This is a genomic window from Shimia sp. NS0008-38b, from assembly GCF_040370365.1.
Lineage (GTDB): Bacteria > Pseudomonadota > Alphaproteobacteria > Rhodobacterales > Rhodobacteraceae > Shimia.
Genome location: NZ_BAABWQ010000003.1, coordinates 317,497 through 343,529, shown reverse-complemented (window position 1 = coordinate 343,529; position 26,033 = coordinate 317,497). Strand labels below are relative to the sequence as shown.

At 56.4% G+C, this 26,033-nt stretch carries 27 protein-coding genes and 2 tRNA genes; 15 read left to right on the top strand and 14 right to left on the bottom strand.

Going from position 1 to position 26,033, the window contains the following annotated elements:
• Nucleotides 1–24 precede the first annotated feature (24 nt).
• On the bottom strand, nucleotides 25–1,287 hold the full coding sequence (gene purD, locus ABWV47_RS13705) for a phosphoribosylamine--glycine ligase (RefSeq protein ID WP_353312729.1): 1,263 nt from the start codon (nucleotides 1,285–1,287) through the stop codon (nucleotides 25–27).
• A gap of 73 nt (nucleotides 1,288–1,360) precedes the next feature.
• Between purD and xseA the strand changes: the two genes are divergently transcribed.
• Nucleotides 1,361–2,899: an exodeoxyribonuclease VII large subunit gene (gene xseA / locus ABWV47_RS13700; RefSeq protein ID WP_353312727.1), complete on the top strand. Its 1,539-nt coding sequence runs from the start codon at nucleotides 1,361–1,363 to the stop codon at nucleotides 2,897–2,899.
• Here the strand turns inward: xseA and ABWV47_RS13695 are convergent.
• Both ABWV47_RS13695 and ABWV47_RS13690 read right to left on the bottom strand, forming a co-directional pair.
• Entirely contained in the window at nucleotides 2,896–3,294 is a 399-nt protein-coding gene (locus ABWV47_RS13695) for a hypothetical protein (protein WP_353312725.1), read from the bottom strand. The genes xseA and ABWV47_RS13695 overlap by 4 nt on opposite strands.
• A gap of 38 nt (nucleotides 3,295–3,332) precedes the next feature.
• Entirely contained in the window at nucleotides 3,333–4,361 is a 1,029-nt protein-coding gene (locus tag ABWV47_RS13690) for an alkane 1-monooxygenase (protein WP_353312723.1), read from the bottom strand.
• Nucleotides 4,362–4,580: 219 nt separating this feature from the next.
• Here ABWV47_RS13690 and rpmG point away from each other — a divergent pair, with 219 nt between their 5' ends.
• Complete coding sequence (gene rpmG, locus ABWV47_RS13685) at nucleotides 4,581–4,748, top strand: 50S ribosomal protein L33 (RefSeq protein WP_058261865.1); 168 nt, start codon at nucleotides 4,581–4,583, stop codon at nucleotides 4,746–4,748.
• Nucleotides 4,749–4,862: 114 nt separating this feature from the next.
• Nucleotides 4,863–5,390 carry a GNAT family N-acetyltransferase gene (locus tag ABWV47_RS13680; RefSeq protein ID WP_353312721.1) on the top strand — a complete coding sequence of 176 codons (528 nt, stop codon included), beginning with the start codon at nucleotides 4,863–4,865 and terminating at the stop codon, nucleotides 5,388–5,390.
• Between the two features lie 83 nt (nucleotides 5,391–5,473).
• Here ABWV47_RS13680 and ABWV47_RS13675 read toward each other — a convergent pair whose 3' ends face one another.
• Nucleotides 5,474–6,250, bottom strand: coding sequence for a Bax inhibitor-1/YccA family protein (locus ABWV47_RS13675; RefSeq protein WP_353312719.1), 777 nt, complete (start codon nucleotides 6,248–6,250; stop codon nucleotides 5,474–5,476).
• Between the two features lie 143 nt (nucleotides 6,251–6,393).
• Nucleotides 6,394–6,603, bottom strand: coding sequence for a DUF1127 domain-containing protein (locus ABWV47_RS13670; RefSeq protein ID WP_353312717.1), 210 nt, complete (start codon nucleotides 6,601–6,603; stop codon nucleotides 6,394–6,396).
• Nucleotides 6,604–6,762: 159 nt separating this feature from the next.
• On the opposite strand from ABWV47_RS13670, the gene ABWV47_RS13665 reads away from it, so the two are divergent.
• Entirely contained in the window at nucleotides 6,763–7,656 is an 894-nt protein-coding gene (locus ABWV47_RS13665; RefSeq protein WP_353312715.1) for a LysR family transcriptional regulator, read from the top strand.
• A gap of 4 nt (nucleotides 7,657–7,660) precedes the next feature.
• Here ABWV47_RS13665 and ABWV47_RS13660 read toward each other — a convergent pair whose 3' ends face one another.
• Nucleotides 7,661–8,623, bottom strand: a complete 963-nt coding sequence (locus tag ABWV47_RS13660) for an NADPH:quinone oxidoreductase family protein (protein WP_353312713.1) — start codon at nucleotides 8,621–8,623, stop codon at nucleotides 7,661–7,663.
• 332 nt (nucleotides 8,624–8,955) lie between these two features.
• Here ABWV47_RS13660 and ABWV47_RS13655 point away from each other — a divergent pair, with 332 nt between their 5' ends.
• The 3 genes from ABWV47_RS13655 to ABWV47_RS13645 all read left to right on the top strand — a co-directional run bounded on the left by ABWV47_RS13655 (nucleotide 8,956) and on the right by ABWV47_RS13645 (nucleotide 11,666).
• The gene (locus ABWV47_RS13655; RefSeq protein WP_353312711.1) at nucleotides 8,956–9,321 is read left to right on the top strand and encodes a helix-turn-helix domain-containing protein; all 366 of its coding nucleotides are present in this window, start codon (nucleotides 8,956–8,958) and stop codon (nucleotides 9,319–9,321) included.
• Nucleotides 9,322–9,380: 59 nt separating this feature from the next.
• Complete coding sequence (hisN, locus tag ABWV47_RS13650; RefSeq protein ID WP_353312709.1) at nucleotides 9,381–10,172, top strand: histidinol-phosphatase; 792 nt, start codon at nucleotides 9,381–9,383, stop codon at nucleotides 10,170–10,172.
• Nucleotides 10,173–10,319: 147 nt separating this feature from the next.
• Entirely contained in the window at nucleotides 10,320–11,666 is a 1,347-nt protein-coding gene (locus tag ABWV47_RS13645) for an 8-oxoguanine deaminase (RefSeq protein WP_353312707.1), read from the top strand.
• Between the two features lie 68 nt (nucleotides 11,667–11,734).
• Here the strand turns inward: ABWV47_RS13645 and ABWV47_RS13640 are convergent.
• Nucleotides 11,735–11,809: transfer RNA gene (locus ABWV47_RS13640), tRNA-Gly, on the bottom strand.
• A gap of 167 nt (nucleotides 11,810–11,976) precedes the next feature.
• A tRNA-Gly gene (locus tag ABWV47_RS13635) sits at nucleotides 11,977–12,051 on the bottom strand.
• A 152-nt stretch (nucleotides 12,052–12,203) separates the two neighbouring features.
• Between ABWV47_RS13635 and ABWV47_RS13630 the strand changes: the two genes are divergently transcribed.
• Together ABWV47_RS13630 and ABWV47_RS13625 are read left to right on the top strand one after the other, a co-directional pair.
• Nucleotides 12,204–12,566: a hypothetical protein gene (locus tag ABWV47_RS13630; protein WP_353312705.1), complete on the top strand. Its 363-nt coding sequence runs from the start codon at nucleotides 12,204–12,206 to the stop codon at nucleotides 12,564–12,566.
• Nucleotides 12,567–12,601: 35 nt separating this feature from the next.
• Nucleotides 12,602–13,501: a YHYH protein gene (locus ABWV47_RS13625; RefSeq protein WP_353312703.1), complete on the top strand. Its 900-nt coding sequence runs from the start codon at nucleotides 12,602–12,604 to the stop codon at nucleotides 13,499–13,501.
• A 116-nt stretch (nucleotides 13,502–13,617) separates the two neighbouring features.
• On the opposite strand, the gene ABWV47_RS13620 is transcribed toward ABWV47_RS13625, so the two are convergent.
• The 3 genes from ABWV47_RS13620 to ABWV47_RS13610 all read right to left on the bottom strand — a co-directional run bounded on the left by ABWV47_RS13620 (nucleotide 13,618) and on the right by ABWV47_RS13610 (nucleotide 15,530).
• Nucleotides 13,618–14,133 carry a hypothetical protein gene (locus tag ABWV47_RS13620; RefSeq protein WP_353312701.1) on the bottom strand — a complete coding sequence of 172 codons (516 nt, stop codon included), beginning with the start codon at nucleotides 14,131–14,133 and terminating at the stop codon, nucleotides 13,618–13,620.
• Nucleotides 14,127–14,567, bottom strand: a complete 441-nt coding sequence (locus tag ABWV47_RS13615) for a hypothetical protein (RefSeq protein ID WP_353312699.1) — start codon at nucleotides 14,565–14,567, stop codon at nucleotides 14,127–14,129. The genes ABWV47_RS13620 and ABWV47_RS13615 overlap by 7 nt, the downstream gene beginning before the upstream one ends.
• Nucleotides 14,568–14,696: 129 nt before the next feature.
• Nucleotides 14,697–15,530: an isocitrate lyase/PEP mutase family protein gene (locus ABWV47_RS13610; RefSeq protein ID WP_353312697.1), complete on the bottom strand. Its 834-nt coding sequence runs from the start codon at nucleotides 15,528–15,530 to the stop codon at nucleotides 14,697–14,699.
• A 248-nt stretch (nucleotides 15,531–15,778) separates the two neighbouring features.
• Here ABWV47_RS13610 and ctaD point away from each other — a divergent pair, with 248 nt between their 5' ends.
• The 4 genes from ctaD (at nucleotide 15,779) to ABWV47_RS13590 (ending at nucleotide 19,404) form a co-directional block, all read left to right on the top strand.
• On the top strand, nucleotides 15,779–17,452 hold the full coding sequence (gene ctaD, locus ABWV47_RS13605; RefSeq protein ID WP_353312695.1) for a cytochrome c oxidase subunit I: 1,674 nt from the start codon (nucleotides 15,779–15,781) through the stop codon (nucleotides 17,450–17,452).
• Nucleotides 17,453–17,639: 187 nt separating this feature from the next.
• Nucleotides 17,640–18,260, top strand: coding sequence for a class I SAM-dependent methyltransferase (locus ABWV47_RS13600; RefSeq protein WP_353312693.1), 621 nt, complete (start codon nucleotides 17,640–17,642; stop codon nucleotides 18,258–18,260).
• A 103-nt stretch (nucleotides 18,261–18,363) separates the two neighbouring features.
• Entirely contained in the window at nucleotides 18,364–18,864 is a 501-nt protein-coding gene (locus tag ABWV47_RS13595; protein WP_353312691.1) for a DUF2244 domain-containing protein, read from the top strand.
• 231 nt (nucleotides 18,865–19,095) lie between these two features.
• Nucleotides 19,096–19,404 carry an EthD family reductase gene (locus ABWV47_RS13590; protein WP_353312689.1) on the top strand — a complete coding sequence of 103 codons (309 nt, stop codon included), beginning with the start codon at nucleotides 19,096–19,098 and terminating at the stop codon, nucleotides 19,402–19,404.
• 19 nt (nucleotides 19,405–19,423) lie between these two features.
• On the opposite strand, the gene ABWV47_RS13585 is transcribed toward ABWV47_RS13590, so the two are convergent.
• Nucleotides 19,424–20,500 (bottom strand): Mrp/NBP35 family ATP-binding protein, encoded by a 1,077-nt coding sequence (locus ABWV47_RS13585; RefSeq protein WP_353312687.1) that lies wholly within the window; start codon nucleotides 20,498–20,500, stop codon nucleotides 19,424–19,426.
• Nucleotides 20,501–20,743: 243 nt separating this feature from the next.
• Here ABWV47_RS13585 and ABWV47_RS13580 point away from each other — a divergent pair, with 243 nt between their 5' ends.
• Nucleotides 20,744–20,959 carry a DUF1127 domain-containing protein gene (locus tag ABWV47_RS13580; protein WP_353312685.1) on the top strand — a complete coding sequence of 72 codons (216 nt, stop codon included), beginning with the start codon at nucleotides 20,744–20,746 and terminating at the stop codon, nucleotides 20,957–20,959.
• Nucleotides 20,960–21,550: 591 nt separating this feature from the next.
• On the opposite strand, the gene ABWV47_RS13575 is transcribed toward ABWV47_RS13580, so the two are convergent.
• Nucleotides 21,551–22,180, bottom strand: a complete 630-nt coding sequence (locus tag ABWV47_RS13575; protein WP_353312683.1) for a glutathione S-transferase family protein — start codon at nucleotides 22,178–22,180, stop codon at nucleotides 21,551–21,553.
• Between the two features lie 78 nt (nucleotides 22,181–22,258).
• A complete protein-coding gene (locus ABWV47_RS13570; protein ID WP_353312681.1) occupies nucleotides 22,259–24,700 on the bottom strand; it encodes a UvrD-helicase domain-containing protein in 2,442 nt (813 codons plus the stop codon).
• 127 nt (nucleotides 24,701–24,827) lie between these two features.
• On the opposite strand from ABWV47_RS13570, the gene ABWV47_RS13565 reads away from it, so the two are divergent.
• Nucleotides 24,828–25,958: an alpha-hydroxy acid oxidase gene (locus ABWV47_RS13565; protein WP_353312679.1), complete on the top strand. Its 1,131-nt coding sequence runs from the start codon at nucleotides 24,828–24,830 to the stop codon at nucleotides 25,956–25,958.
• Nucleotides 25,959–26,033: the final 75 nt, after the last annotated feature.

Genomic DNA, 26,033 nt, shown 5'->3' with positions numbered 1-26,033 from the left:
GCGCAACGCCCGCAAAACTACGTATTAAAGTGCGCGCCAGCCAATGTCGCGGCGCAAGAACCCACCCGGCCAGTCAATCGCATCGACCATGGCATACGCCCGGTCTCGTGCTTCTTGCAGGCTCGCACCCCGAGCCGTCACGTTCAGCACACGACCACCGGTGGCCGTGATCTGCCCATCTTTTGCCGTGGTGCCAGCATGAAACACCATGTTCTTGCTGTCTTGCGTCAACGCATCCAGCCCGCCAATCACGGAACCTTTTTCATACGATCCGGGATAGCCATTGGCCGCCATCACCACGGTGATCGCATGATCGTCCGCCCAGTTCACCTGTGTCTCATGCAGCCGCTCTTCTGCGGCGGCATGCATCAGATCCAGCGCCTGAGCGCCAAGCCGCATCATCAGCACCTGACACTCAGGATCGCCAAAACGTACATTGTATTCCACCAACCTTGGTTGGCCGTCTTTGATCATCAAACCCACATACAGCACGCCCTGATACGGCGTGCCGCGCTTGGCCATCTCATCGATGGTCGGCTGGACAATCTCATCCAAGGCCTTTTGTGCGATTTCGTCAGACAGCACAGGCGCAGGAGAATAGGCCCCCATTCCGCCTGTGTTTGGTCCAGTGTCGCCTTCACCCATGCGTTTGTGGTCTTGCGCTGTGCCCACGGGAAGCGCGGTTTTGCCATCGCAGAGGATAAAGAACGAGGCCTCTTCGCCCTCCATGAACTCCTCAATAACCACCTCAGCTCCGGCCCCACCAAAGGCTCCGTCAAACATATCATCCACCGCAGCCAACGCGGTCTTCTCGTCCATCGCGACAATCACACCCTTGCCCGCGGCCAGACCATCCGCCTTCACCACAATGGGCGCGCCCTGTTCACGGATGTAAGCTTTGGCGGCTTCTGCATCGGTGAAGTGACCATACCCAGCGGTTGGCGCATTGGCGGCATCACAAATTTCTTTGGTGAAGCTTTTGGAAACTTCCAGCCGCGCCGCCGCTTGTGAGGGGCCAAACACCAGAACACCTGCTTCGCGCAGCCGATCTGCCACGCCGGTCGCCAAGGGGGCCTCGGGGCCAACAATCACAAAATCAATCGCATTGGCCGCCACAAAGGTGACAACCTCCGCACCATCTTCAATGTCAAACGACGCGCATTCCGCGATCTGCTCTATGCCTGCGTTGCCCGGTGCCACAATCAGCTTGTCACATTTGGGGTTTTGCATCACCGCCCATGCGAGACTGTGCTCTCGTCCACCGCTGCCGAGAATAAGAATGTTCATGTCGTCGCCTTCCGCTTGGCCTCCGCTTTGCGGCGTTCTAAGCTGTGGCGAGCAGTCTTACAAGCGAGCCAAGATGTCTGACCTGATCGACGACCCAAGAGAAGGCGAAAACGCCCCAGAATTTAGCGTCACCGAACTGTCTGGTGCGATCAAACGCATGATCGAAGGCGAGTTCTCTCATGTGCGTATCAAAGGTGAGATTGGCCGCGTGTCGTTTCCACGTTCGGGCCACGTATATCTGGATCTCAAAGACGATCGGTCCGTGATTGCAGGTGTGATGTGGAAAGGCGTGGCTGCGCGGGTGTCCACCCGCCCAGAAGAGGGCATGGAAGTGGTCGCCACCGGGCGTTTGACCACCTTTCCCGGCCAATCCAAATATCAACTGGTGATCGAAGACCTTAAGCCGGCGGGCGTAGGGGCCCTGATGGCGATGCTGGAAAAGCGCAAAGCCATGCTTCAGGCCGAAGGGCTGTTTGAGCAGGGGCGGAAAAAACCGCTGCCGTATTTGCCAGAAATTATCGGCGTGGTGACCTCTCCCAGCGGGGCCGTGATCCGCGATATTCTGCACCGGCTGCGCGACCGCTTCCCACGCAAGGTGCTGCTTTGGCCAGTGGCTGTGCAAGGTGAGCAATGTGCGGCGCAGGTCGCCAATGCCATCGACGGCTTTAACAAAATGACCCCTGGTGGCAGCATGCCGCGCCCTGATCTGATCATCGTGGCGCGCGGTGGGGGCAGCATCGAAGACCTCTGGGGCTTTAACGAAGAAGTGGTCGCCCGCGCTGCCGCAGCTTCAGACATTCCGCTGATCTCTGCTGTGGGCCACGAAACCGACACCACGCTGATCGATTTTGTGTCGGACAAACGTGCCCCCACACCCACAGCGGCGGCTGAAATCGCTGTGCCGGTGCGCCTTGAGTTGCTGGCCTGGATTGAGGAACAGGGTGCACGTCTCACCCGGGGGCTTGAACAGGGGTTGCGCCAACGCGATCAGCGGCTGCGCGATGTGGCGCGTGCGTTGCCGCGCGCCGAAAACCTGCTGCAGACCCCGCGCCAGAGGTTGGACGCGGCCAGCGATGCGCTCCCACGTGCGCTTCAAGCTGGGGTGCAATCGCGCAAAGTTGCCTTGGCGCAGAAAAGCGGCGGGCTGAGTGACAAGACCTTATTGCGTATGATCGAAACACGCCGGCAGGCACTGGGCCGCCGCGCGGACCGCCTGACCCCCGTGGGCCTGCAGCGTGACATCGCCCGCCGCCGCGAAAAGGTCACCGATCTCAGTCGCCGCCTGTCAGATGCAGGCACCCGGCAGGTGCAAACGCTCAAAGATCGCCTCTCGTCTCTGGACCGCATGCGTGAAACGCTCAGCTACACCGCCACTCTGGAACGTGGTTACGCGGTGGTGCGTGGCGACGGCGCATTGGTCAAAACGTCACTTGAGGCCAGCGCGGCGCAAAGCTTGGAAATCGAATTTGCCGACGGCCGCCTCCCAATTGGGAAGGGCGGGGCGCCAGCGCCGCATGCGTCAGAAGTGGCGGCGTCTGAAGCGCCCACCAAGCCCACGCCAAAACCAAAGGTCAAAAAATCGCCCCCACCGGAACAGGGCAGCTTGTTTTAGACCCCGACCTCCGGGCCGAGACACAGCATCTCGTCGTCACTATCGGCCAGTTCATACAGTATCCTGCCGTCTGGCTCATTTTCAAATTTTGCGCGGAGCCCTTGCGGACTCTCGTAAAAGCTCCAGCATTGTGGGCCTGGGTGGTCTTCATAAACAAAACAGATTTGACCGGCCTGTTCGTACCAAATCCCATCCTTGCATTGGTTGCGGCCATCCAGAAAAGACCACCGCACCCGCCGATCCGGCAGGTATTCTTCCACGCCATAACGTCGTCCATCAGCCTCAAAGAACAGTGTCTTGTCTTTGGTGTAGGCTTCAAACTCAGCGGCGGACATCGCGTCTTGCGCCCAGGCTGGCGCCGCAAGCAACGACAAAATCAAGATCAACTGTTTCATGGTGCCATGCTGCCGCAACGGGGACGTGCAATCCAGTCTCATTGCTGTGATGCGCGCAGTTTTGCGACACGTGGATCCATCACCCGGCGCCACATGCGCGGCCAAAGTGCAAGACTGGCCATCAAAGGCAAAGATTGCGGCAGAACAGGCATGCCGTCCTCTAATCGCAAGGCCGGAAAATCTCGATGTGGCGTTGCGTGATGATCAGAATGACGCGGCGCGTTCAACATTAAAGCAGAGGTGTAAAGCTGTGGCGCGTTCCAGCTGTGCCCGGCAGCCACGGGCTCAGGTTTCCCCGATTCACGCACGGCCCGGCGGAGGCCGTAGTGCTGTACATAATCTGACAAGAGCAATTGCATCGTGCCATAGCTTGCCAAGGCGACATAAGCGAGCATGCCGCCAACACCTGCGAGCCACGCGGTCAGCAGTACGCATGCTGCGCCACCGACAACGTAAAGCACATAAGGATGCAGCGGTGATTTTCGTGCACCAGCCCGCGCACGCATCGCATTTTCCGCGTGCCAGCCGGCTTTGAACGACCCAATCCAGGCGCGTGGCCAAAAGTGGTAAAAACTCTCACCGTCGCGCGCACTGTTGGGATCCTTGGCTGTTGCAACCCAAATATGGTGCACCTTTGGGTGGGCCGATGTGTGGTGCCCAAACAGCAGCGTGATGTAGACCCACATGCCCAATCTGCGCGGCCAGCGCGCGCTCTTGTGGATCAGCTCATGGGCATTGGCGTTGCTGACCTGCCCAAAGAACAGCCCAAACGCGAGAAAACAGCAGAGTTTGGCGCCAAGGCTTAGTCCTGTCACTCCTGCCACCGCCGCGATCCCAATGGCCATCACAGGAAAGTGGGCCAGCCCGAGCACAACAGACAACACCAACCCGCTTGGGAACTCTTCATCGTCACCGGTTCTGACGGCGGCACCGTGCACCAGACGGTCCATCACATGGATCAGTCCGCCCATGTACAGCAGCGCCGCCACGGCCCATGCCCCGCCCAACAGCCCACCCAGCGTCAAAAGCGCGATGGGAATCGTTGTTGCGATCCAGAACCAAACCATGTCATTTCCCCTCAAAAGAGCCATTGCTCTTTAATAGTGGCGCGAAATTACCCTTTGGTTTGCATACTGCAAAGCCGCTCTGGGCGGTTATTTTTCGACTTGTGTATTTTTCTTAAGGGATTCCAGCCAAATCCCATTGACTCGGCCCCATCCATCAGTAAAAGGCGGGCTTCAAGAGAATTTCACGGGGTCACTGTACCCCGGCGCAGGAGAAGCAAAATGGCGAAGCCGACGACCATCAAGATCCGTCTGAACTCGACCGCGGACACGGGCCATTTCTACGTGACCAAGAAAAACGCACGTACCATGACCGAAAAGATGGTCGTACGCAAATACGACCCGGTGGTGCGCAAGCATGTCGAGTACAAAGAAGGCAAGATCAAGTAAGATCGCTTTCTGAGACACATGCAAAAGCCGCGCCAGACCAAGGCGCGGCTTTTTGCATTAAGAAAGACCGCGCCTGAAAAAACATAAAAAACGTTTTCTTCAGGAGGGTCCCCAATGCCCCATCCATTTTTTATCCGCCCCGCCAGCCTTGATGACCGTCAGGCCGTTTCAGATCTGTTTGCACAGTCCTACCCGGATTTGTTGCCACAGGATTACAATGCAGATGTTCTTGCGGACGCCTTGCCGCTGATTACTCAAGCCCGCACCGCTCTTTTGGCCTGCGGCACCTACTTCGTGGCGGAATGTGCTGAGACAGATGACATTGTTGGCGCAGGCGGCTGGACCGACCTCAGCCCATCCCGCGGTGTCAGCGGCACAGACCTGGGTCATGTGCGCCATGTGGCGACACGCCCGGATTGGCTGCGCCGCGGCGTTGCCCGTTCGCTGATTGATGTCTCGCTGGCTTCGGCTGAGGCCCACGGTATGCGGCAGATGAATTGTATGAGCACCTACACCGCGCGATCGTTTTATGCCTCCATGGGCTTTGAAGAGACCGCCGAGGTCGAGCTTACACTGGCGCCAGGTGTGCATTTTCCTGCGGTGCAAATGACTCGTACTCTGTCAGAGCCCTGTGCGGCCTGAAGTCACCTCAGCTGAGCAGCCAGCGCGCAAACAAAAAGGGCCGGTCTCAATGACCGGCCCTTTTGCATTCAGAAGGTGTTGGCTTACTCGCGGTTGCCAAACAGCTGCAGCAGCATCATGAACATGTTGATGAAGTCCAGATACAGGCTCAGCGCACCCATGATGGCCGCTTTGCCCAGCCACTCACTGTCGCCGCTGTGGGCGTGTGCGAGGTAGGTGTTCTTGATTTTCTGTGTGTCATACGCGGTCAGACCGGCAAAGATCAGCACACCAATGGCGGAGATCGCAAAGGTCATCGCAGAAGACGCCAAGAAGATGTTGACGACCGATGCCACGATCAGACCAATCAGACCCATCATCAGGAATGTGCCCATTGGGCCAAGATCCCGCTTTGTGGTGTAGCCGTAAAGCGACAGACCCGCAAAGGCGATGGACGTGATCAGGAAGACCTGAACAATGGAGGCGCCGGTGAAGATCAGGAAGATCGAGCTGATAGACAGGCCCATGACGCCCGCAAAGACGTAAAACAACAGCTGTGCAGCCGCGGCGGACAACCGGTTAACTGCCGCGCCCAGGCCGAAGATAAACAGCAGAGGCGCAAACATGATCACCCACTTCAACGGAGAGCCGTAGATCGCGTAACCGAAAGAGGTCAAATATGTGTCTGCGTTCAATTGTGCGGATGCGCCGGATGGGTCGGTGGTCACAGCCAAGCCGGAAATCGCCCATGCCGCAGCAAAGGTGATCAACATGCCCACGGACATTGTGCCGTAGACTTTGTTCATGTGCGCGCGCAGTCCCGCATCGATTTCTGCAGAGCGCGCGCCAACGGCGCCGCGCATTGTGTCAAATTCAGCCATCAAAGCCTCCGAGTTGTTCGTTCCCCTCCAGCGACTGTTGTCGACAGAGTGTTCCTGCTAAATATCGGTGAGCAATGAGGCGAATTCAAGGATTTCCGGTCGCGGAGCAGCGAAAATCCCGCACCGCGACATAGTTGTCTACTTTAGCCCTTCCAGTGAGCAGGGACATCCCACGAGGAACGCTTGAGCTCTGTCTGGACGTCTGCATCTGTCAGGCCAAGGTCCCTAAGGGCGTTCACGTCAAGCTGCGCCAGCTGGCGGCGCTGACGGCGCACGGACATGATCTGCAGCAGGCGCGCTACAAAAGAAGGGTTTGCGCCAGGGGCGGCGGTTGGGATGCTGATAAAAGCCATTGGGTCGCTCCTTTCATGAATGCGATTGTTTTCACGGTCTGTATCAAGTTACTTGATGTATATGGGAAAGTCGGCGTATCTTGAAAGCGAATGTTTGTGACGAACTCCATCACAGATCATGATGGATGTTCAAGATTCGTGATTTTAAAAGGGAAAACCATGCGAAACCTTGATGTAACCACGCTCAGAAGTTTTGTGGCTGTTGCCGATATGGGGGGCGTGACCAAAGCCGCAGGCTTCCTGCACCTCACGCAATCGGCGGTCTCCATGCAGCTCAAACGTCTGGAAGAGTTGATCGGGGTGGCGCTCTTGGACCGCACCGGACGCGGTATTGCATTGACCCCAGCTGGCGAACAGATGTTGGGCTACGCACGTCGCATGGTCACCCTCAATGACGAAATTATGCGGCGTTTGTCTCACGATGAATTCGAAGGGGCGATCTCACTGGGGGTGCCACATGACATCGTTTATCCCGCCATTCCGCGCGTTCTTCAGCAATTTAGCGCGGCATATCCGCGGGTGAAGGTGAACTTGATTTCATCTTATACGCTTCAATTGAAGGAGTTCTTTGAGAAAGGCGAAGTTGATTTGATCATCACCACCGAATCCAAAATACCTGATTCCGCGGAGGGTCTTTGTGCCTTGCCGCTGGTTTGGATTGGGGCGCCGGGTGGGGCCAGCTGGCGTCGTCGCCCCTTTCCGTTTGCGTCTGCCCGCCAATGTGTTTTTCGGCAGCGTGCCATTGCGGCGTTGGATCGTGCGGGTGTTGAGTGGGAATCCGTGCTGGAATCGGACTCAGACAGAACTGTTGAGGCAACAATTGCCGCGGATCTGGGTGTTGGCGAAATGATTCTCGGGACCGAACCGCCGCACCTTGAGGTGATTGAGCATGGTGGCGCTCTCCCCGAATTGGGAGAGCAGTACATTAACATGTATGGCGCCGAGAAGGTCAAAGGCGACGTGATCGACCATCTGGCCGAATTGGTCCGCAAAAGCTTCCAGCCCATGCGCCCTCAGATGGATAACCCTGTGCGGCTGGGTGTGGTCGGCTAAACCTTTAGGTGATCGACACAACCACTTTGCCGGTGGATTTTCGGCTGCGCAGCAACTCGTAAGCCTGCGCAGCGTCCTCCAGTGGCAAAATGTGGCTGACGTGCGGGTTCAGTTTTCCTTCCCCGTACCAGCCAAACAGTGTCTGCATGCTGCCAGCGATCACTTGCGGTTTAAACGCGAGATAGCCGCCCCAATACAGGCCCATCACCGTCAGGTTCTTCACCAACAGGTGATTGGCGGGAATCTGTGGAATGTCGCCTGATGCGAATCCGATTGGGAGCAATCGCGCTTCTGGACGACAGGCGCGAAACGCAGCTTTGAACTGCTCACCGCCCACAGGGTCATACACCACGTCGGCGCCGCCCAATGCTTTGACCTCTGCGCGGATGTCGGCATCTGTCGCGTCAATCAGATGATCTGCTCCCGCCGCGCGCGCCACTTCCAACTTGTCCCGACCACGCGCACAGGCGATCACATTTGCACCCATCAGTTTGCCCAACTCCACTGCAGTCAGGCCAACACCACCTGCCGCGCCCAACACGAGCAAATTCTCGCCGGGCTGCAGGCGCGCGCGGTAGTCCAGTGCAACGTGGCTGGTGCCATAGGCCACCGGAAACGCCGCAGCCTCTTCAAAACTCATGCCATCAGGCAGAGCGACCGCGCCAGCCGCGTCATAAATCCCATACTCCGCCAGCCCGCCGCTGCCGCCAAACACCAAAACCTGTGTTCCAACCGCAGGCCCATCGACGTCGGGTCCCAATGCGTCGACCACCCCGGCCACTTCCATGCCCAAGGTAAAGGGCACTGGTGGCGTGGCCTGATAAGTGCCCTTGATCATAAGCAGATCGCCAAAGTTTAACGCACAGGCCCGGATCTTGACCCGGATTTGACCGGGGCCGGGCTCTGGGACCGGTAGGTCAACCAGTGAGGGTGGTTCATCGTGGGATATGACTTGGAATGCGCGCATGACTCTCTCCTCTTAATGGGGTCGATTACACATGCCCGGCGCTGCAAGTCAAAGCGCGTGCGGTGAAAACCGCAGATTGCGACACAACGTCATCCTTAGGTCGAGCCGCCGGTCACATTCGCCGCTCTTGCAGGACACTTCTGAATTGAGCGCAGCCAAAGATGCTTAACCCGTGCATCATATTCCAACCCTTGATTACAAGGCTAAAAATGGTATGGTGAAATATCGCGAAAGGGATGCGCGATGCTTCACTTAGAACTTGTGGTGCCGCTTCTGAGCGTCTGCTGAAGATGTGGTTGCGTACTGAAAAAGAGTATTAAAGGAGACGTGTGATGACACACCCTGTGGACGTGCATGTTGGAAAGAAGATACGCCAACGCCGTTGGCTGACGGGGATGACCCAGCAGCAATTGGCGGAGCAGGTGGGGATCAAGTTCCAACAAATTCAAAAATACGAAACGGGTGCCAATAGGGTTAGCGCGTCTCGTCTCTGGGACATTTCTGACGCCCTTGACGTTCAGGTTAGCTTCTTCTTTGAAGGTCTGGAAAACCACAAAGATGGCGGCACACAATCTGTGCCCTCTGATATCATGGCTGACAAAGAAGCCTTGGATCTGGTCCGCAGCTACTACGCGATTCCAGAAAACCAACGCCGTCGGTTGTTCGAATTGGCGCGCGTTTTGAGCGACGTCGCTTGAGTCCTCTTCCGCACTGAGCTAGCCAGATGGGGCAAGCTCAGTGCGGAGATCAGACTCACATGACCAATGACCGAGATCCGTTGATTGCCGTGGCGGATGCCATGGCCAACGCGGCCCGAAACGCAATCCTTCCCCATTTTCGCAGCCGCGCACTCACCGCGGACAACAAATTGGAGGAAGGGTTCGATCCGGTCACTGTTGCTGATCGCGCCGCTGAAGAGGCCATGCGTGCAGTTTTGGCTGCTGAGCGTCCTGAGGATGCGATCCTTGGCGAAGAATACGGTGAAAAACCCGGGACCAGTGGCCTGACTTGGGTGCTGGACCCAATCGATGGAACCCGAGGTTTTATCTCTGGCACACCGACTTGGGGTGTGTTGATTGCGCTCTCGGATGCCGACGGGCCAATATTCGGAATTGTGGACCAACCCTACATTGGCGAACGGTTCAAAGGCGGTCTTGGCGTTGCTGAAATGACCGGCCCACATGGCACCAGCCCTCTGCACACCCGTGACACAGCGCGACTGTCAGATGCGATTCTGTTCACAACCTTTCCAGAGGTTGGCACCGCCAAAGAGCGGGCTTCCTTTGAACGTGTGGCCAGCACCGTGAAGCTGACCCGATACGGGATGGATTGTTATGCTTACGCTCTTCTGGCCGTGGGGCAGGTTGATCTGGTGATCGAAGCAGGCCTGAACGCCTACGATATTCAGGGTCCTATTGCTGTGATCGAAGCAGCAGGTGGGATTGTCACCAATTGGCAGGGGGGACCCGTTCATATGGGGGGACAGGTTTTGGCGGCAGCGAATGAAACCCTGCACAAGCAAGCGCTTGAGAAACTTCAACAGCTCTGACCCGCTCGTTGACGCAACCCCTTGATTGAAACCGGTCTGACAACCTATGTTGGTCCGGCACAGCGAGTCCTTTGCCCGCGTTCTGTCGCTGTGCCTTAGAAAATCGCATCCGAATCGGGCCAATCTATCGGCCTCAGGAGCGTGCAAATGCAAAAGCCCAACAGCTATCTTATAAAGTCGGCGCAGTCCGTTTTGACAATGGATGATGACCGCAACGAACACACGGTGTACGACATCTACATTCGGGACGGCGTCATCGCAGACATGGGCCCTGATTTAGAGGTCTCGGGTGCGGAAGTTGTACATGCCGAGACATGTGTGGTCACGCCTGGCTTGGTGAACACCCACCACCATCTTTATCAGACATTGACCCGTGCAGTGCCGGGCGGCCAAGACGCACTTTTGTTTGGTTGGCTCAAAACGCTCTATCCGATCTGGGCGCGTTTTGGTCCAGAGGAAATGCACATCTCCGCGCAGGTTGGTCTGGCCGAGTTGGCGCTGTCTGGCTGCACGCTTACGTCTGATCACCTGTATCTCTATCCAAACGGGGCGCGGCTGGATGACACGATCTCAGCCGCACAAACGGTTGGCATGCGGTTTCATCCGACCCGTGGCGCTATGAGCATTGGCGAAAGTGACGGTGGTCTGCCCCCGGATTCGCTTGTTGAGACGGAAGCGCACATCTTGGAAGACGCGCTGCGATTGATCGACACACATCACGACCCCAAGGTGGGCAGCATGGTCCGTGTCGGTGTTGCACCATGCTCTCCCTTTTCGGTCAGCCGCGATTTGATGCGCGAGGCCGCACTTTTGGCGCGCGACAAATCAGTCATGCTGCACACGCATTTGGCGGAAAACGAAGAGGACATCGCGTATTCCTTAGCAACCTTTGGCTGTCGGCCCGGTCAATATGCTGAGGACCTCGGCTGGGTTGGCGAAGACGTCTGGCACGCCCATTGCGTGAAATTGGATGCCTCTGAAATTGAACTTTTTGCACGTACCAAAACCGGTGTGGCGCATTGCCCCTGTTCCAATTGTCGCCTCGGCAGCGGCATTGCGCCCGTTCGCGCCATGCGGGATGCAGGAGTGCCGGTTGGCTTGGGTGTGGATGGCTCCGCCTCCAACGACGCGGGCAATATGGTGTTGGAGGCGCGCCAAGCGATGTTGTTGCAGCGTGTTGCAAATGGTGCGGATGCGATGAGCGCGCGTGAGGCGCTTGAAATTGCCACACGTGGTGGGGCGCAAGTCTTGGGGCGGGATGATTGCGGCCAGATCGCTGTGGGCATGCGGGCGGATCTTGCCCTCTGGGATGTCTCTGGCATCGAAAGCGCGGGCAGCTGGGATCCGGCGGCGCTGCTCTTGGCAGGTCCAACGTCTGTGCGTGATCTATTTGTTGAAGGCCGCCAGATTGTGCGCGACGGCCATATGACCACCATTGATCTGCAAGGCGTCATCAATCGCCAGAATCAATTGGCCAGAGGCTTGGCGCAGTAACTCAATATGTATTGAAAAAGCAAAAGGCGCGTGGAGTAAGATCCATGCGCCTTTTTGTTTGATCCAAATGGAGCGGGCGAGGCGATTCGAACGCCCGACCCTAACCTTGGCAAGGTTATGCTCTACCCCTGAGCTACGCCCGCACCGTTTGGATGGGCGTGATTTACCCATCTCGGATTTGGACTGCAAGACCCAAAACGTAGGAAAGTGTCACGAACCTCGAGAAAGTTGTTCGTCTTTGAAAATGTACGGAAATGCGAAAAGGCGCGGATAAATCCGCGCCTTGTTCACTGTCTCTGTGAAGAGATATTGGAGCGGGCGAGGCGATTCGAACGCCCGACCCTAACCTTGGCAAGGTTATGCTCTACCCCTGAGCTACGCCCGCTTCCTTGGGTGAGGCGTGGAATATAAAGACTCGCCTCAGGCTGCAAGCGGAAAATGCGCCGCTTCGCAAAAAATCTGATCTTTTTCGACGGAATCCATGGCATGGTCCGTTTTGTTCTCAACCAATCGCACACAGGGGCGCACAGACCAGTCATGGACAGACGCAGCTTTCTTTTGATCAGCTTGGCCGCGACAGCTGTCTTTTCGACAAAGGCTGCGGCACATGAGGGGCATGGCATAAGCCATATCAAATTTAGTGTGACCATCACCAAGCGTCGCGGTGACACGCTGCATATCGCGCTGACCATGTTCAATCAGGGAAGCGCGCCTGTCACGCTTGAAGGTTTGACCGTGGACGGCGCAGAGGTGCTGAAGCTTGACCGTATGGTTGTGGCGGCTGGAAGCCTGTCTGAAAGCCTTCTGTGTGTGCGCTTTCCCGGCGCTGTGCCGGGCATTTTTACGATGATGGTTGATTTTGGCGAAGACGGGCAGGGGCCCGTCACTGTCACGGTGTAACGCCACCGACACGCCTTAGAACACAGGAGAGAACCGTGACACTGGGAGACAATTTGAAGATCGGCGTTCTCGCCGTGGCCGTTGTGCTGGGCGTGGCTGCGAAAAGCGACGCACAAGGCCGCCCACCAATGCGCGCGCACACTGCAACAGAGACGCTCCCCTTGACCGTGGCAAAGGCGAACAGGTCGGCTGGACAATCTCAGGTGGACATCTCTACGCAAGGGACACGTCGGGTTGTTGTCGCAAATGGCATACCCCGCCATAAGGTTGGGCGCTTTCCCAACCCCGGCAATCCCAACCGGATCAAGGCACAATCGTATCAGTTTATGATGCCGCTCAGCCCGATCGCCGCAAACCAAGCCACCTCTGGACGCAAGCGCACGCTTTTTGGTGTTGCGCTCAACGGTGTGCCTTTTGATCCGGGGGCTGCGGAGTTCTGGCAGGGAAACCCGCGATCAGGTTGGCAATATGAGGCATTGGGAGGGGCGGTGCCGCTGGGTTTGGATGCCAATTTTGCGCATGTGCAACCCACTGGGGCCTACCATTATCACGGCTTGCCGGTTGGATTGATGCAACAGCTCGGTTGGTCGCGCTCCGAAGCCTCCCCCTTGATCGGATATGCTGCGGACGGCTTCCCGATATATGCCATCACGGCAACAGCAAACGGCCGGGTGATTGAAATGAGCAGTTCCTATCGCCTCAATCCCGGCAAGCGCCCCGGTGCGGGTCCTGGTGGAGACCATGACGGCACTTTTGTGCAGGACTATACGTACGTGAAAGGTGCTGGAGCGCTTGATGAGTGCAATGGTGCCTTTGTCAACTCAGCAGAGTATCCCGAAGGCACCTATGCCTATTTCCTGACGGACAGCTACCCGGTGATCCCGCGCTGTCACAAAGGCACACCGGATCCCAGCTTCGCCAAACGGCGTCGTTGAACAGCACACTGTTTCAGACATAGTGACAACCCGGCGCGCCCACCCGCGCGCGCACAGGGTCGAAACCGCGAAAACACCCGCGACCCAACGCGGGTGTTTTTGTTTCCAAAGCCTGATCAGCAGCCAAACCGATCTCGGTCAAATACGAAGGCGTCCGGAGCAGTGCATCGCTTAAGTGGATAAGGCACTTTTCCAGTGGCGAGTTGAAAGGGGTCTCCCGACAGTTCCGCGACAACGGTTTTGCGCGCCGTTTCCAGGGACTGGCACGCAAAACGTCCTCCGCTCTGCTTGGTGACGGGATTGTAGCTTTTGCTTGGATGGCGCCAACAGAGCGCTTTTGTGTCTCTCACGACATCTTGCTTGTATTCTTCGGGGACGCCGCGACTGTTGCCTGGATACCAAAGCCACGCTTTGCCGCCCGCGGCGATGTAATTCACCTGATAGCCATGCGCGCCAGAAAACGAGAGGTATGTTTTTCCGGGTTGCGGATACTTAGGGAACGCTATGTTCCGCGCGCTGACTTCCGCCAATGCCTCCTGCGCGCTTGTCGCCGGAGCTGTTGTTGTGGCGTTGCACGCGACTAAGGCCAATGAGCCGACAGCGGCGGCCAACAATCCCTTTATTCTCAACATGTCAAATCCACGTACCAACCCACGAAATCGGATTTTATCTTGTCTTCGATCTCGGCTAAGTTCTCCGTCGCCAAATCCGTCCGCAAAAAGGATAAGATACCACCGTTGAGCTTCGACCTGCATCCTGTCGCTTTGCGTGCGGCTTGCTCCACGTCTTGCCCTGTGAAACTTGCGCTTTGCGGGGCGATCCGGTTCACAAGAGCATAAGGCGCATCGCTGTAGTTTGGATCGTTGCCCGTTGTCGCGGAATAGCTGCCTGTGACCTTCCGAACTTGAAATTGGGTGCCGTCGATTGTGATCTGCTGCGCGTCTTTGAGGGCCGCAGTTTGGAGATCTTGGTTGAGGCTCTTGGCTTTTCGGGCGGACGCGCTTGGCGTGGGACCGCAGGCCGTGACCAATGCCACCGCCAGCAGCGGTGCGAGTGCGTACTTCATGGGAGAGTCCTTATTGTCAAAGTGAAGACGTATTGAGTGCGTAACGCCATCAGTGCAGTGACTGTGGTAAACGAAGTGTTCAGGTTGTCTCAGAAACTGCGATTGCAACAAAAAGGCGTTTAAGTGGTCTCACGTCCGTTCCCGTGGGGCGTCTCGCATCATGTCCATCAACGTCCCGCCGGGCATAGCCATACTGTCGTAGTCAAACCGCCCTTCCAAGATACCATCAAGCGCGGACTGAACCGCGCCATAGGCCACGCGCATCAGGGATCCACCCACACTGACCCGGGTCACGCCCGCTGCCGACAATTCCTCTACTGTATAAAATGGCGGCCTCAAGCCCATCACCACATTCACAGGCTTGCTCAGTTCCGAACACACCGTGCGGATCGCCGCCAAGTCGGGCAGCCCCGGTGCATAGAGCACATCAGCCCCGGCCGCTTCAAATGCCTGAAGCCGGGCAATCGTATCCGCAAGGTCAGGCCGCCCCCACAGATAGTTCTCCGCACGCGCCGTCAATAAAAAGTGCCGGCCCTGCGCCGCCTCTGCGGCCGCGCGCACGCGGTCCGCTGCCAGTTCAATGTCATGCACCCCGCCATCCGGCCCGCCGGTGGCGTCTTCTATGGATCCTCCCACCAGCCCAACCTCGGCCGCCGCCACGATTGTTTCGGCACAGATCTCAGGGGACACACCGAATCCATCCTCCAAATCCGCGGACACCGGCAGCTCTGTTGCGCCAACAATCTCGGCCGCATTGTCCAACAACATTTTTCGCGTTACCGCCGCGGCGCCGTCGCGCAATCCTGCTGACACGGCACATCCCGCACTTGTTGTGGCCAAAGCTTCAAACCCAGCCTGTGCCATCAAACGTGTGGTGCCAGCATTCCATGGGTTTGGCATCACAAAGGCCATTTCCTGCTTATGTAGCTGATGAAAAATGGAAAATTTTTCTTCTCTGGTCATGACGCTCTCCCGAAAAAAACCTGTGCCGCTTGCGGCAACCTTTCCACCAGACAGGCCATTTTTACAGTGATTTCCGCCATCCCAACCGCGATTTTTGTCACGCCATCAAATCAAGGGTGCGACACTTTTTTTTGATCTGCGTCAATTACGGAGATTGCGACCCCGGCCAGAGCCCACTAAAACGGCGGGGAACACGCGGCGTCGGCAGGATTCCGCGCGCCCTGAAACATACCAACAGGAGGCGAGGCATGGCAGACGCAGCCATTACAGGCCACGACCATCACGACGAGCGAGGATTCTTCACTCGTTGGTTCATGTCCACCAACCACAAAGACATCGGTCTTCTCTATTTGATCGTTTCGGCATTTGCCGGTCTGATCGCAGTTTTCTTCACCGTTCTGATGCGCCTTGAGCTCATGGATCCCGGTGTACAGTACATGTGTCTGGAAGGCGCGCGCTTCTTGGGCGGCGGTGACGGACCCTGTACGCCAAACGGCCACCTCTGGAACGTGCTGATCACCTACCACGGCGTCTTGATGATGTTCTTTGTGGTGATCCCGGCGTTGTTCGGTGGTTTCGGCAACTACTTTATGCCACTTCAAATCGGCGCGCCGGACATGGCGTTCCCGCGGATGAACAACCTGTCGTTCTGGCTTTATGTGGCCGGTACATCTTTGGGTGTGGCCTCCATGCTGGCGCCGGGTGGCAACGACCAGTTGGGGTCCGGTGTGGGCTGGGTTCTGTATCCACCGCTCTCCACCAACGAAGGTGGCATGTCCATGGACCTCGCCATCTTTGCGGTGCACGTCTCTGGTGCCTCCTCCATTTTGGGTGCGATCAACATGATCACCACCTTCCTGAACATGCGTGCCCCCGGCATGACCCTGTTCAAGGTGCCGCTCTTTGCATGGTCGATCTTTGTGACCGCATGGTTGATCCTTCTGGCCCTGCCAGTTCTGGCCGGCGCCATCACCATGCTGCTGACAGACCGCAACTTCGGAACCACCTTCTTTGATCCTGCAGGCGGCGGCGACCCGATCCTCTATCAGCACATCCTGTGGTTCTTCGGCCACCCGGAAGTGTACATCGTGATTCTGCCCGGATTTGGCATCATCTCCCACGTGATCGCGACCTTCTCGCGCAAACCCGTGTTTGGCTACCTGCCAATGGTTTGGGCGATCATCGCCATTGGCGCGCTGGGCTTTGTTGTTTGGGCGCACCACATGTACACCGTCGGCATGTCCCTGACCCAGCAGTCCTACTTTATGCTGGCCACCATGGTCATCGCGGTACCGACGGGCGTGAAGATCTTCTCTTGGATCGCCACCATGTGGGGCGGCTCGATTGAGTTCAAAACCCCAATGCTTTGGGCCTTTGGCTTCCTGTTCCTCTTCACCGCAGGTGGTGTGACCGGCATCGTGCTGTCTCAGGCTGCCGTGGATCGCTACTACCACGACACATATTATGTGGTGGCACACTTCCACTACGTGATGAGCCTGGGCGCCGTGTTTGCCATCTTTGCCGGTATCTATTTCTACTTCGGCAAAATGACAGGCCGCATGTACCCCGAATGGGCCGGCAAGCTGCACTTCTGGATGTTCTTCATCGGTGCCAACCTGACCTTCTTCCCACAGCACTTCTTGGGTCGTCAGGGTATGCCACGTCGCTACATCGACTATCCGGAAGCCTTCGCATATTGGAACAAGATCAGCTCCTACGGCGCGTTCCTGTCCTTTGCATCCTTCCTGTTCTTCTTCGGCATCGTCTTCTACTCGCTGTTCCGCGGCGCGAAAGTGACCGAGAACAACTACTGGAACGAATATGCGGATACTCTGGAATGGACTCTGCCGAGCCCACCACCAGAGCACACATTCGAAATCCTGCCAAAGCAGGAAGACTGGGACAAAAGCCACTCTCACTAAAGTGAGCCACTCAGTGTAAAAGATCAAAAGGCCCCGGTGCAGAACTCTGCCCGGGGCCTTCTCTTTTGGCGCAAAAACGGTGCTTCTCGCGCGCCCTCCTGTTTGTAGCTGTCTCAAATAGAGCCAAAATGTCGCCACTGGCGCAACATGGGTTTTCAAGTTGTACAGCGACCGTCATGCTTCACACATGACTGATTTTGCCAAAATCAAAGCTGGTATGGCCGGTGTTTATGAACGCAACGCGGACGCATGGGACGCGGGTCGTGATACGTCTTTGCGGGAAAAATCTTGGCTGGACCAAACGCTGGATGGCCTGACCACCCCTGCCAAAGTGCTGGATCTCGGTTGTGGCACTGGACGTCCTATTGCCGCTTACTTCGCCAGCTTGGGGCATGATGTGACCGGCGTGGATGCCAGCAGCGCCATGATCCATTTGGCGCAAAGTCACATTGAAACCGCGACATGGCATGTGATGGACATGCGTGCGCTTACGTTGGCGGACACCTTTGATGTCATTGTCAGCTGGGATGCTTTCTTTCATCTCAGCCCACAAGAACAACGCGCGACTCTTCCCAAGATCATAGCTTTGGTAAACCCGGGTGGCAGCCTGCTTTTGACGGTTGGCTATGGCGAAGGTGAGGTGACAGGCACTGTTGCGGGGCAACCCGTATATCATGGCAGCCTGTCTCAAGATGAATATCGTGCGATTTTGGACCGGGGCGGCTTCACCGACATCACCTACATACCGAATGATCCCACAGTTCTTGGGCGCTATGTGATGTTAGCGCGGTCGAAGCAGTCGGCATGAGGTTGCGTGTTGGTCTTACAACTTCGTTGGGCTCCCAATCTGTTGGCGTGATGCGCCGCCTCAAGGCCAGTGTGATCCGATCATCTTCTGAAAGACACTGAATATGCCGTACCGTTGGGACACATCCGCGTCCACAGACCAACCTGTCCTTTCGTTGCGGCCGCATCGGTCTTTACCGCGTCGGGGATTCGCGGCGATGGTTCTCTTTGCGTTCACAATGGGCACCCTTCCGCTCTACGGCTTACTTGGCACCGCGTTTCTTTGGGGGCTCTTGCCTTTTATCTTGCTGATGGTGGCTGGGCTGTGGTGGGGGCTCGAACGCTCCTACAAAGACGGTGACATCCTTGAGGAGCTGACACTGCAAGATGACACGCTGCGACTTTCACACAAACCGGCACGCGGGCAGAGCCAGCAATGGGAATGCAATATCTATTGGGTGCAAGTTCGCTCCCACGCCCACGGCGGGCCCGTACCCTATTACATAACTTTGACGGGCAACGGCCGTACGGTGGAAATCGGGCGTTTCCTCTCAGAGGAAGAACGCCAAACGCTTTACCCTGAGCTCGAAGCGTTTCTACGCGAAAATGCCGCGCCGCAGCGTTAGCGTTCAAGTGTTGCGCACATTCAGGGGTTGCCCGCGCGGTGTCGTCACGTTTGACCGGGGCTGCGTGGACGCATCATCATGGGCGCACCCACCTCCGCGAAACAGTCGCAATACCGACGTGATACCGACAAGCCAATTTTGGTCATTTAGGTGAGTCGCAAAAGTTAAGCGCGCAGAATCACATTTGCCTGTTACGCTGATCACGACAAACGCCAGATCGGGGAGGATTTCATGGCTGTATCACTTCAAGTGCTTTATCCGGTAGGAGAGGGCACCACTTTTGACCACGACTACTACAGCGCCACACATATGGCGCTTGTGGCCGAACATATGGGGGCACATATTGTGTCCGCTCAGGCCAGCAAAGGTTTGGCGGGTGGTCCGGATGTGCCACCGCCTTTTCACGCCATTGCGACAATTACCTTTACGGATCAAGCGGCTATGAATGCCGCCATGGGGGCATCAGGCCCCGTCATGGCGGACATACCCAACTTCACAAATGTGCAGCCGCAAGTTTTGATTGGTCAAATCTACAGCTGACGTGGGGCACGGGGCGTCTTTACGCCATGCCCCCTCGCACCAACCCATCGGCCAGTTGCGCGTAGGCCTTCGCCATTTCGCTGTCACCGGCGGCAATTGGGGTGCCGCCGTCCCCAGCCAAACGGGTGTCCAGATCAATCGGCAACGCGCCCAAAAGCGGAACGCCCAGCTTCTCAGCTTCCGCCGCAACGCCACCATGTCCAAAGATATGGCTCTCATGTCCACAGTTTGGACAATGGAAAAGGCTCATGTTTTCAATGAGTCCCAGCACTGGCGTCTTCAACTGATCAAACATACCAAGCGCCTTGCGCGCATCCAGTAAGGCCACGTCCTGCGGCGTGCTCACCACAATCGCGCCGGTCAGATCAGTCTTCTGGCACAGCGTCAGCTGCACATCACCCGTGCCCGGCGGTAGATCGACAATCAGCACATCCAGCTCGCCCCATTGCACCTGATTGAGCATCTGCTGCAGGGCTCCCATCAACATCGGCCCACGCCAGACAACGGGTTTGTCCTCTTCAAGCATAAACCCAATGGACATGATTGTGACGCCATGTGCCTTGAGTGGAATGATGGTTTTGCCGTCCGGAGACGCCGGGCGCTTGTTTACACCCATCATGCGGGGCTGACTGGGGCCATAGATGTCCGCATCTAGCAAGCCAACCTTGCGGCCCTGTTTTGCAAGCGCAACTGCCAAATTTGAGGACACGGTGGATTTGCCCACGCCCCCTTTTCCGGACCCCACCGCCAAAATACGGTCTACGCCTGCGACTTTCATCGGGCCTGCCTGCGGTTTTGGGTGCCCACCGATTTTCAGGCTGGGCGCTGGTTGCTTCGAAGCTGGGGCGGCCTCATGGGCTGTCAGTGCGACTTGAACCGATTCGACACCGTCCAGCGCCGCAACGGCCGCTTCAGCCGCTTTGCGCAACGGCTCCATCATCCGTGCTATATCTGCATTGGGCGCTTCAATGACAAACTGCACATTTTTTTCGCCAATTGTCAGTGCCCGCACAAAGTCTCGCGAGATGAGATCGCCTCCGTCCGGCAATGTCAGTTTCGACAAAACTGCCTGAACGTCTTCTTTTTTGACGGGCATGCTCAACTCCTATGCTGCAAGTGCACAATGACGGCACATTTCAGTTTATCATGTAGTAAAAAATTCATATTTCTTCAACCATTTCCGCATCTTGCCTAAAATTTACGCACTTTATCCTGACGTGACGTCGGGTATTCCGTTAGCGCATAACAGCTTTGCGAGACCAGCTATTGTGCAACTGCAGCATGGGGCTATATCACTAACACAAGCGAACAGACGATCTACCAAATTGAGAAATACGACATGGCATATGTAGCAAACCACGCTCCAGCAGCAACGGCTAAGGCATCCGGCCTTTCTGACTTTATGGCAAATGTTGCCGAGCGCTTCCGTCAGTACCGCGTATATCGCGATACTTTCAACGAGCTGAGCACCTTGTCTGACCGCGAGCTGGCCGACTTGGGCCTGAGCCGCTCCATGCTCCGCCGCGTGGCGATCGAAGCCAGCCGCGACGCATAAGTTTCTGGAGAACCGCTCCTCCCTCAGGTTCTCCAATTCTGCGACGATACCGCTCCTCCCTGGTGTCGTCGTAGCGAACATCGGACCAGAACGGTCCAAACGAGCTCAAGTTGCTCCTCTCCTCCTCCCTGGGGTGACTTGAACTAAGCGGCGGCACCTCTCCTCCTCCCTGGTGTCGTCGCACCTAATTCGGATCAAAAGATCCAACGGTATCAAGGGTTCTCTCTCCTCCTCCCTGAGAGCTCTTGTGACTACAGCGACGGCACCTCTCCTCCTCCCTGGTGTCGTCGCGCAGAATTTCGGACCCAACGGTCCAACGGTATCGAGCGTTCTCTTTCCTCCTCCCTGAGGGCGCTTGACACTAGAGCGGCAGTACCTCTCCTCCTCCCTGGTGCTGCCGCGCTTAAATTTCGATCCCGTGCGGATCAACGGTATCAAGGCGCTCTCTCCTCCTCCCTGAGCGTTTTGTGTGAAGCGCGGCGACATCTTTCCTCCTCCCTGATGTCGCCGCTGCTCCCTCCCAAAGATGCTTGAAGCAAAAGAAAAGGCGCTCCTAGGAGCGCCTGATGCGTGGCCAAAGATGTTAAACGTCTACGCCAGCGCGCTCGGACGGGCTTGAATTTCCTCACACCACTGCAAAGTTGCGCTATTCGTCTCCGGGACCGGCATTTTGACGATCTTGGCAAAATCACAAAACACAAACCCTGTGATGTCTGCCAAAGAGAAATGCTCTCCCGCCAACCAAGCGCTGTTTTGCAATCGGTCTTCGAGGGTTTCATAGAAAAGATTCAGTCGTTTGACGCCCCGCGCCGCGAGTGCTGGGATTTGTTCATAGTCCACTGCTCCGGGTAGGGCGCGACCCTTTAGGGCAGGGGAGGCGTTGCGCAGCGCTTCTGCGATGGCCCAACCTCCGTGAAACTCGCAGGTTGCATTCCACATGAGAACGGCCCCTTTTTCGTCCGGAGTGGTCCCCATCAAAGGTGGCTCTGGGACGCGCGCTTCCAAATACGCGGCAATCGCGATGTTTTCCGCAAGGTGTTGGCCTGCGTCGGTGACCAAGACGGGCACGGTGCCTTGTGGATTGATGTGCAGAAATTCTGGCGTTCGGTTTTCGCCGTTGCGCAGATCAACCGGCCGCGTTTCGATTTCAAGACCTTTTTCGGCGATGAACATCCGCGCGCGCCGTGGGCTGGGGGCGGTCGCGCAATCATAAAAAATCATGGGGTTCTCCTGTCTGGACCCCCACTCAATCCGCGGCTGACTTACCTGTCAACCGTGAGCTAAATCACAGATCTGCGATCAAAAAGGAATGTCGTCTGGAGCGCTGACAAATCGTGCCACAACTTTCTTTTGTCCTGCCTTTTCGAAGTCCACAGTCAGCTTGTCACCTTCAATCGCGGACACTGTTCCATAGCCAAATTTGTCGTGAAACACGCGATCACCAACAGTAAAACTGCTCACTGCTGTGAGGTCGATAGCCGCGGCCTTGCTCTCTTTTGGCTGACTCGTGCCATATTGCCCCGCGCGCGATTGCAGACGTTTCCAACCGGGCGAGTTATAACCATCCGCTTGCATGGCAGACTTTTCCAATCCGGAAGAGCCTTGGTTGCCACCAAATTCGCGGGTGCTTCCGGTGTGCCCATATAGGCCAGGAGGCGTCAGAACTTCGACGTTTTCATCGGATAACTCGTCGATGAAACGGCTCGGCATCTGATTTTGCCATTGGCCGAACACCCGGCGATTTCCCGCAAATGAAATCGTGCAAATTTCCTCGGCGCGGGTGATCCCGACATAGGCCAGTCGCCGCTCTTCTTCTAATCCCTTTAAGCCGGATTCATCCATGCTCCGCTGGGACGGGAACAGCCCATCTTCCCAGCCGGGCAGAAACACCGCTGGAAACTCAAGCCCCTTGGCCGCATGCAACGTCATGATCGAGATTTTCTGTTCCGCGTCATCACTCTCATTGTCCATGATCAGGCTGACGTGTTCCAGAAAACCCTGAAGATTATCAAAGTTTTCCAGCGCCTTGACCAGTTCCTTGAGGTTTTCCAACCGTCCTGGAGCCTCTGGCGTTTTGTCATTTTGCCACATAGCCGTGTAGCCGGACTCATCTAGAACCACTTGCGCAAGTTCAACATGACCAAGCTCCGGTTGGCCTTCCTGTAGCCGCATTGCGGTTTGCGTGACGCCGTCGTCAATGACGTCGTCGTCATCTAAGGGGACTTCAATCACTGGGGCTGATCCCTGCGCCTTCCAGCGATCCAACCCATCAAGCAAATTGCCCAGCTCCTTGGCGCCTTTACCGCCGATCCCCTTTTCTGCCAAGAGAATGCGCGCGCCTTCCACAAGGCTCACACCATTGGCGCGTGCGCAGGTTTGGATTTTCTTTTGCGCAACGTTGCCAAGGCCACGTTTGGGTGTGTTCACAATGCGCTCAAACGCCAGATCATCTTCAGAACTCACAACAAGTCGGAAGTAGGCCATGGCATCACGAATCTCCAGACGCTCATAGAATCGCGGGCCGCCAATAACTCGATAGGGCAGGCCAATGGTCAGAAACCGATCTTCAAAGGCACGCATCTGATGGCTGGCGCGTACAAGGATTGCCATGTCCTCCAGCGATTTGGGATCGTTTCCGCGCGTGCCGCGTTGCATGGCTTCGACTTCTTCGCCAACCCAACGCGCTTCTTCGTCTCCGTCCCAATGACCAATAAGGCGCACCTTGTCGCCCATATCGGCTTCGGTCCAAAGTTCTTTGCCCAGCCGGTTCTCATTGCCTCGAATGACGTTGGATGCAGCCGCAAGTATATTGCCGGTTGACCGGTAGTTCTGTTCCAGCCGGACCACATGCGCGCCGGGAAAATCCTTCTCAAATCGCAGAATGTTGCCCACTTCGGCGCCGCGCCAGCCATAGATGGATTGATCATCGTCACCTACACAGCAGATGTTCTTGTGTGCGCCGGCCAGCAGCCGCAGCCAAAGATACTGTGCCACATTGGTGTCCTGATACTCGTCCACAAGGATGTAGCGGAACCAACGTTGATAGTTGGCCAACACATCTTGGTGGTCCTGAAATATGGTCACCACATGCAGAAGCAGATCGCCAAAATCCACTGCGTTGAGCTCCCTAAGACGAGTCTGATACTGCGCATAGAGTTCGCCGCCCATGTGGTTGTACGCCCCTGCATCTGCGGCAGGGAGCTTCTTTGGAGTCAATGCACGGTTTTTCCAACCATCGATCAAAGACGCCAACTGCCTTGCTGGCCAGCGTTTGTCATCGATATTGGCTGCCGCAACCAGCTGTTTCAAAAGGCGAAGCTGATCGTCGGTGTCCAAAATTGTAAAGTTGGACTTAAGCCCAACCAACTCGGCGTGGCGCCTCAGCAGTTTCACACAAATTGCGTGAAATGTGCCAAGCCAAGGCATACCTTCAATCTGATGGCCCAACATATTGCCAACACGGTTTTTCATCTCCCGCGCCGCTTTGTTGGTAAAAGTCACCGCCAAAATTTCATTTGGTCGCGCGCGGTTTGTGTTGAGCAAATGCACGATGCGCGCTGTCAGCGCTTTGGTTTTTCCGGTGCCCGCTCCAGCAAGCATCAGCACAGGTCCATCCGGTGTCTCTACGGCTTCTCTTTGCGCTGGGTTGAGATCGTCCAAGTAAGGGCTTGGTCGCGCCATCATTGCGCGTGCCGATAGGGATGCGCCTTCAAAGGCGTCATATTCGTCAAAACTGCTCATGAGCGCTAATCTAACGCAAAGAACTGATGGGCAAAAGCCTGTGCTTCTTCTGTTCTCTCGAGAGTTGTTTGTGTTTAAGCTCCAAACCGTTCTGGACTTTTAAAGATGTACATTGGACGGTCGCTGTATGGATCTACACGCCAAATATCCCGCCGTCAGCGACCTTCGTTCTCACGCCAAGCGTAGGGTTCCAAAGTTTATTTGGGAGTACTTGGACAGCGCAACTGGGGACGAACGCACAAAAGCGCGCAACCGCGATTGTCTGGATGACATCCGCTTTGCCCCATCCATTCTTCACGGCGAAATCCAAACGGATCTGTCGACAGAGATGTTGGGACACAAATTTCCGCTTCCAATAGGCGTCGCGCCTGTTGGTATGTCAGGATTGGTGTGGCCGCATGCAGAAAAGCTGCTGGCACAAGCCGCCGCGACGGCAGGCATTCCATATTGCCTTTCGACTGTTGCCACCCAGACGCCAGAAGATTTGGCGCCAGATATTGGTGAGCATGCGTGGTTTCAGATGTATCCGCCAAGAGATGAAGACATCCGCGCGGACCTCTTAAGACGCGCTAAGGCGTCAGGGTTTTCGACGCTTGTACTCACTGTTGACGTGCCGGTCGCAAGCCGTCGAGAACGGCAGGTGAGATCAGGTCTTCAAACCCCGCCCAAATTGACGCCAAGACTGCTTGCGCAAATTGCGACATGTCCGACTTGGGCTATCGGGATGGCACAGGCTGGAATGCCGCGAATGAGGTTGATTGACGAATATGCAGGAGAGCCGAGCGCGCTAAGTTCCACAGCACATGCTGGCTATCTGCTACGAACCTCTCCAGATTGGAACTACGTTACATGGTTGCGGGACAACTGGCAGGGAAACTTTGTCGTGAAAGGCGTCATGCGAGAGGATGCTGCGGCGAAACTTGAGTCTGTTGGTGTCGACGCGATTTGGGTTTCAAATCATGCGGGGCGCCAATTTGATGCTGCACCTGCAACAATTGAGATACTTCCACAGGTGCGCGCAGCATGTGACTTGCCGATAATTATCGATAGCGGCTTTGAGACGGGCCTAGATGTTTTGCGTGCAAAAGCCTTGGGGGCGGATTTTGTGTTCTTGGGCAGAGGGTTCCACTATGCCCTTGCGGCTTTGGGCGCTCATGGTCCAGCACATCTCATAGATATTCTTGCGAAAGACATTGAGGCCAACATGGGTCAAATGGGCGCGAGAACATTGGTTGATGTTGCGGACAATCTTCTCTGAATCGTGTGCTTATGTCGCACCTGCAGAAAAATCTGCTGCAATCTCTGAGTAATTAGAGAACAAATCCTTTCACAA

Coding starts and splice junctions, on each gene's coding strand:
- purD (WP_353312729.1), bottom strand. CDS start 1,287: ATGAACATTCTTATTCTCGGCAGCGGTGGACGAGAGCACAGTCTCGCA.
- xseA (WP_353312727.1), top strand. CDS start 1,361: ATGTCTGACCTGATCGACGACCCAAGAGAAGGCGAAAACGCCCCAGAA.
- ABWV47_RS13695 (WP_353312725.1), bottom strand. CDS start 3,294: ATGAAACAGTTGATCTTGATTTTGTCGTTGCTTGCGGCGCCAGCCTGG.
- ABWV47_RS13690 (WP_353312723.1), bottom strand. CDS start 4,361: ATGGTTTGGTTCTGGATCGCAACAACGATTCCCATCGCGCTTTTGACG.
- rpmG (WP_058261865.1), top strand. CDS start 4,581: ATGGCGAAGCCGACGACCATCAAGATCCGTCTGAACTCGACCGCGGAC.
- ABWV47_RS13680 (WP_353312721.1), top strand. CDS start 4,863: ATGCCCCATCCATTTTTTATCCGCCCCGCCAGCCTTGATGACCGTCAG.
- ABWV47_RS13675 (WP_353312719.1), bottom strand. CDS start 6,250: ATGGCTGAATTTGACACAATGCGCGGCGCCGTTGGCGCGCGCTCTGCA.
- ABWV47_RS13670 (WP_353312717.1), bottom strand. CDS start 6,603: ATGGCTTTTATCAGCATCCCAACCGCCGCCCCTGGCGCAAACCCTTCT.
- ABWV47_RS13665 (WP_353312715.1), top strand. CDS start 6,763: ATGCGAAACCTTGATGTAACCACGCTCAGAAGTTTTGTGGCTGTTGCC.
- ABWV47_RS13660 (WP_353312713.1), bottom strand. CDS start 8,623: ATGCGCGCATTCCAAGTCATATCCCACGATGAACCACCCTCACTGGTT.
- ABWV47_RS13655 (WP_353312711.1), top strand. CDS start 8,956: ATGACACACCCTGTGGACGTGCATGTTGGAAAGAAGATACGCCAACGC.
- hisN (WP_353312709.1), top strand. CDS start 9,381: ATGACCAATGACCGAGATCCGTTGATTGCCGTGGCGGATGCCATGGCC.
- ABWV47_RS13645 (WP_353312707.1), top strand. CDS start 10,320: ATGCAAAAGCCCAACAGCTATCTTATAAAGTCGGCGCAGTCCGTTTTG.
- ABWV47_RS13630 (WP_353312705.1), top strand. CDS start 12,204: ATGGACAGACGCAGCTTTCTTTTGATCAGCTTGGCCGCGACAGCTGTC.
- ABWV47_RS13620 (WP_353312701.1), bottom strand. CDS start 14,133: ATGTTGAGAATAAAGGGATTGTTGGCCGCCGCTGTCGGCTCATTGGCC.
- ABWV47_RS13615 (WP_353312699.1), bottom strand. CDS start 14,567: ATGAAGTACGCACTCGCACCGCTGCTGGCGGTGGCATTGGTCACGGCC.
- ABWV47_RS13610 (WP_353312697.1), bottom strand. CDS start 15,530: ATGACCAGAGAAGAAAAATTTTCCATTTTTCATCAGCTACATAAGCAG.
- ctaD (WP_353312695.1), top strand. CDS start 15,779: ATGGCAGACGCAGCCATTACAGGCCACGACCATCACGACGAGCGAGGA.
- ABWV47_RS13600 (WP_353312693.1), top strand. CDS start 17,640: ATGACTGATTTTGCCAAAATCAAAGCTGGTATGGCCGGTGTTTATGAA.
- ABWV47_RS13595 (WP_353312691.1), top strand. CDS start 18,364: ATGCCGTACCGTTGGGACACATCCGCGTCCACAGACCAACCTGTCCTT.
- ABWV47_RS13590 (WP_353312689.1), top strand. CDS start 19,096: ATGGCTGTATCACTTCAAGTGCTTTATCCGGTAGGAGAGGGCACCACT.
- ABWV47_RS13585 (WP_353312687.1), bottom strand. CDS start 20,500: ATGCCCGTCAAAAAAGAAGACGTTCAGGCAGTTTTGTCGAAACTGACA.
- ABWV47_RS13580 (WP_353312685.1), top strand. CDS start 20,744: ATGGCATATGTAGCAAACCACGCTCCAGCAGCAACGGCTAAGGCATCC.
- ABWV47_RS13575 (WP_353312683.1), bottom strand. CDS start 22,180: ATGATTTTTTATGATTGCGCGACCGCCCCCAGCCCACGGCGCGCGCGG.
- ABWV47_RS13570 (WP_353312681.1), bottom strand. CDS start 24,700: ATGAGCAGTTTTGACGAATATGACGCCTTTGAAGGCGCATCCCTATCG.
- ABWV47_RS13565 (WP_353312679.1), top strand. CDS start 24,828: ATGGATCTACACGCCAAATATCCCGCCGTCAGCGACCTTCGTTCTCAC.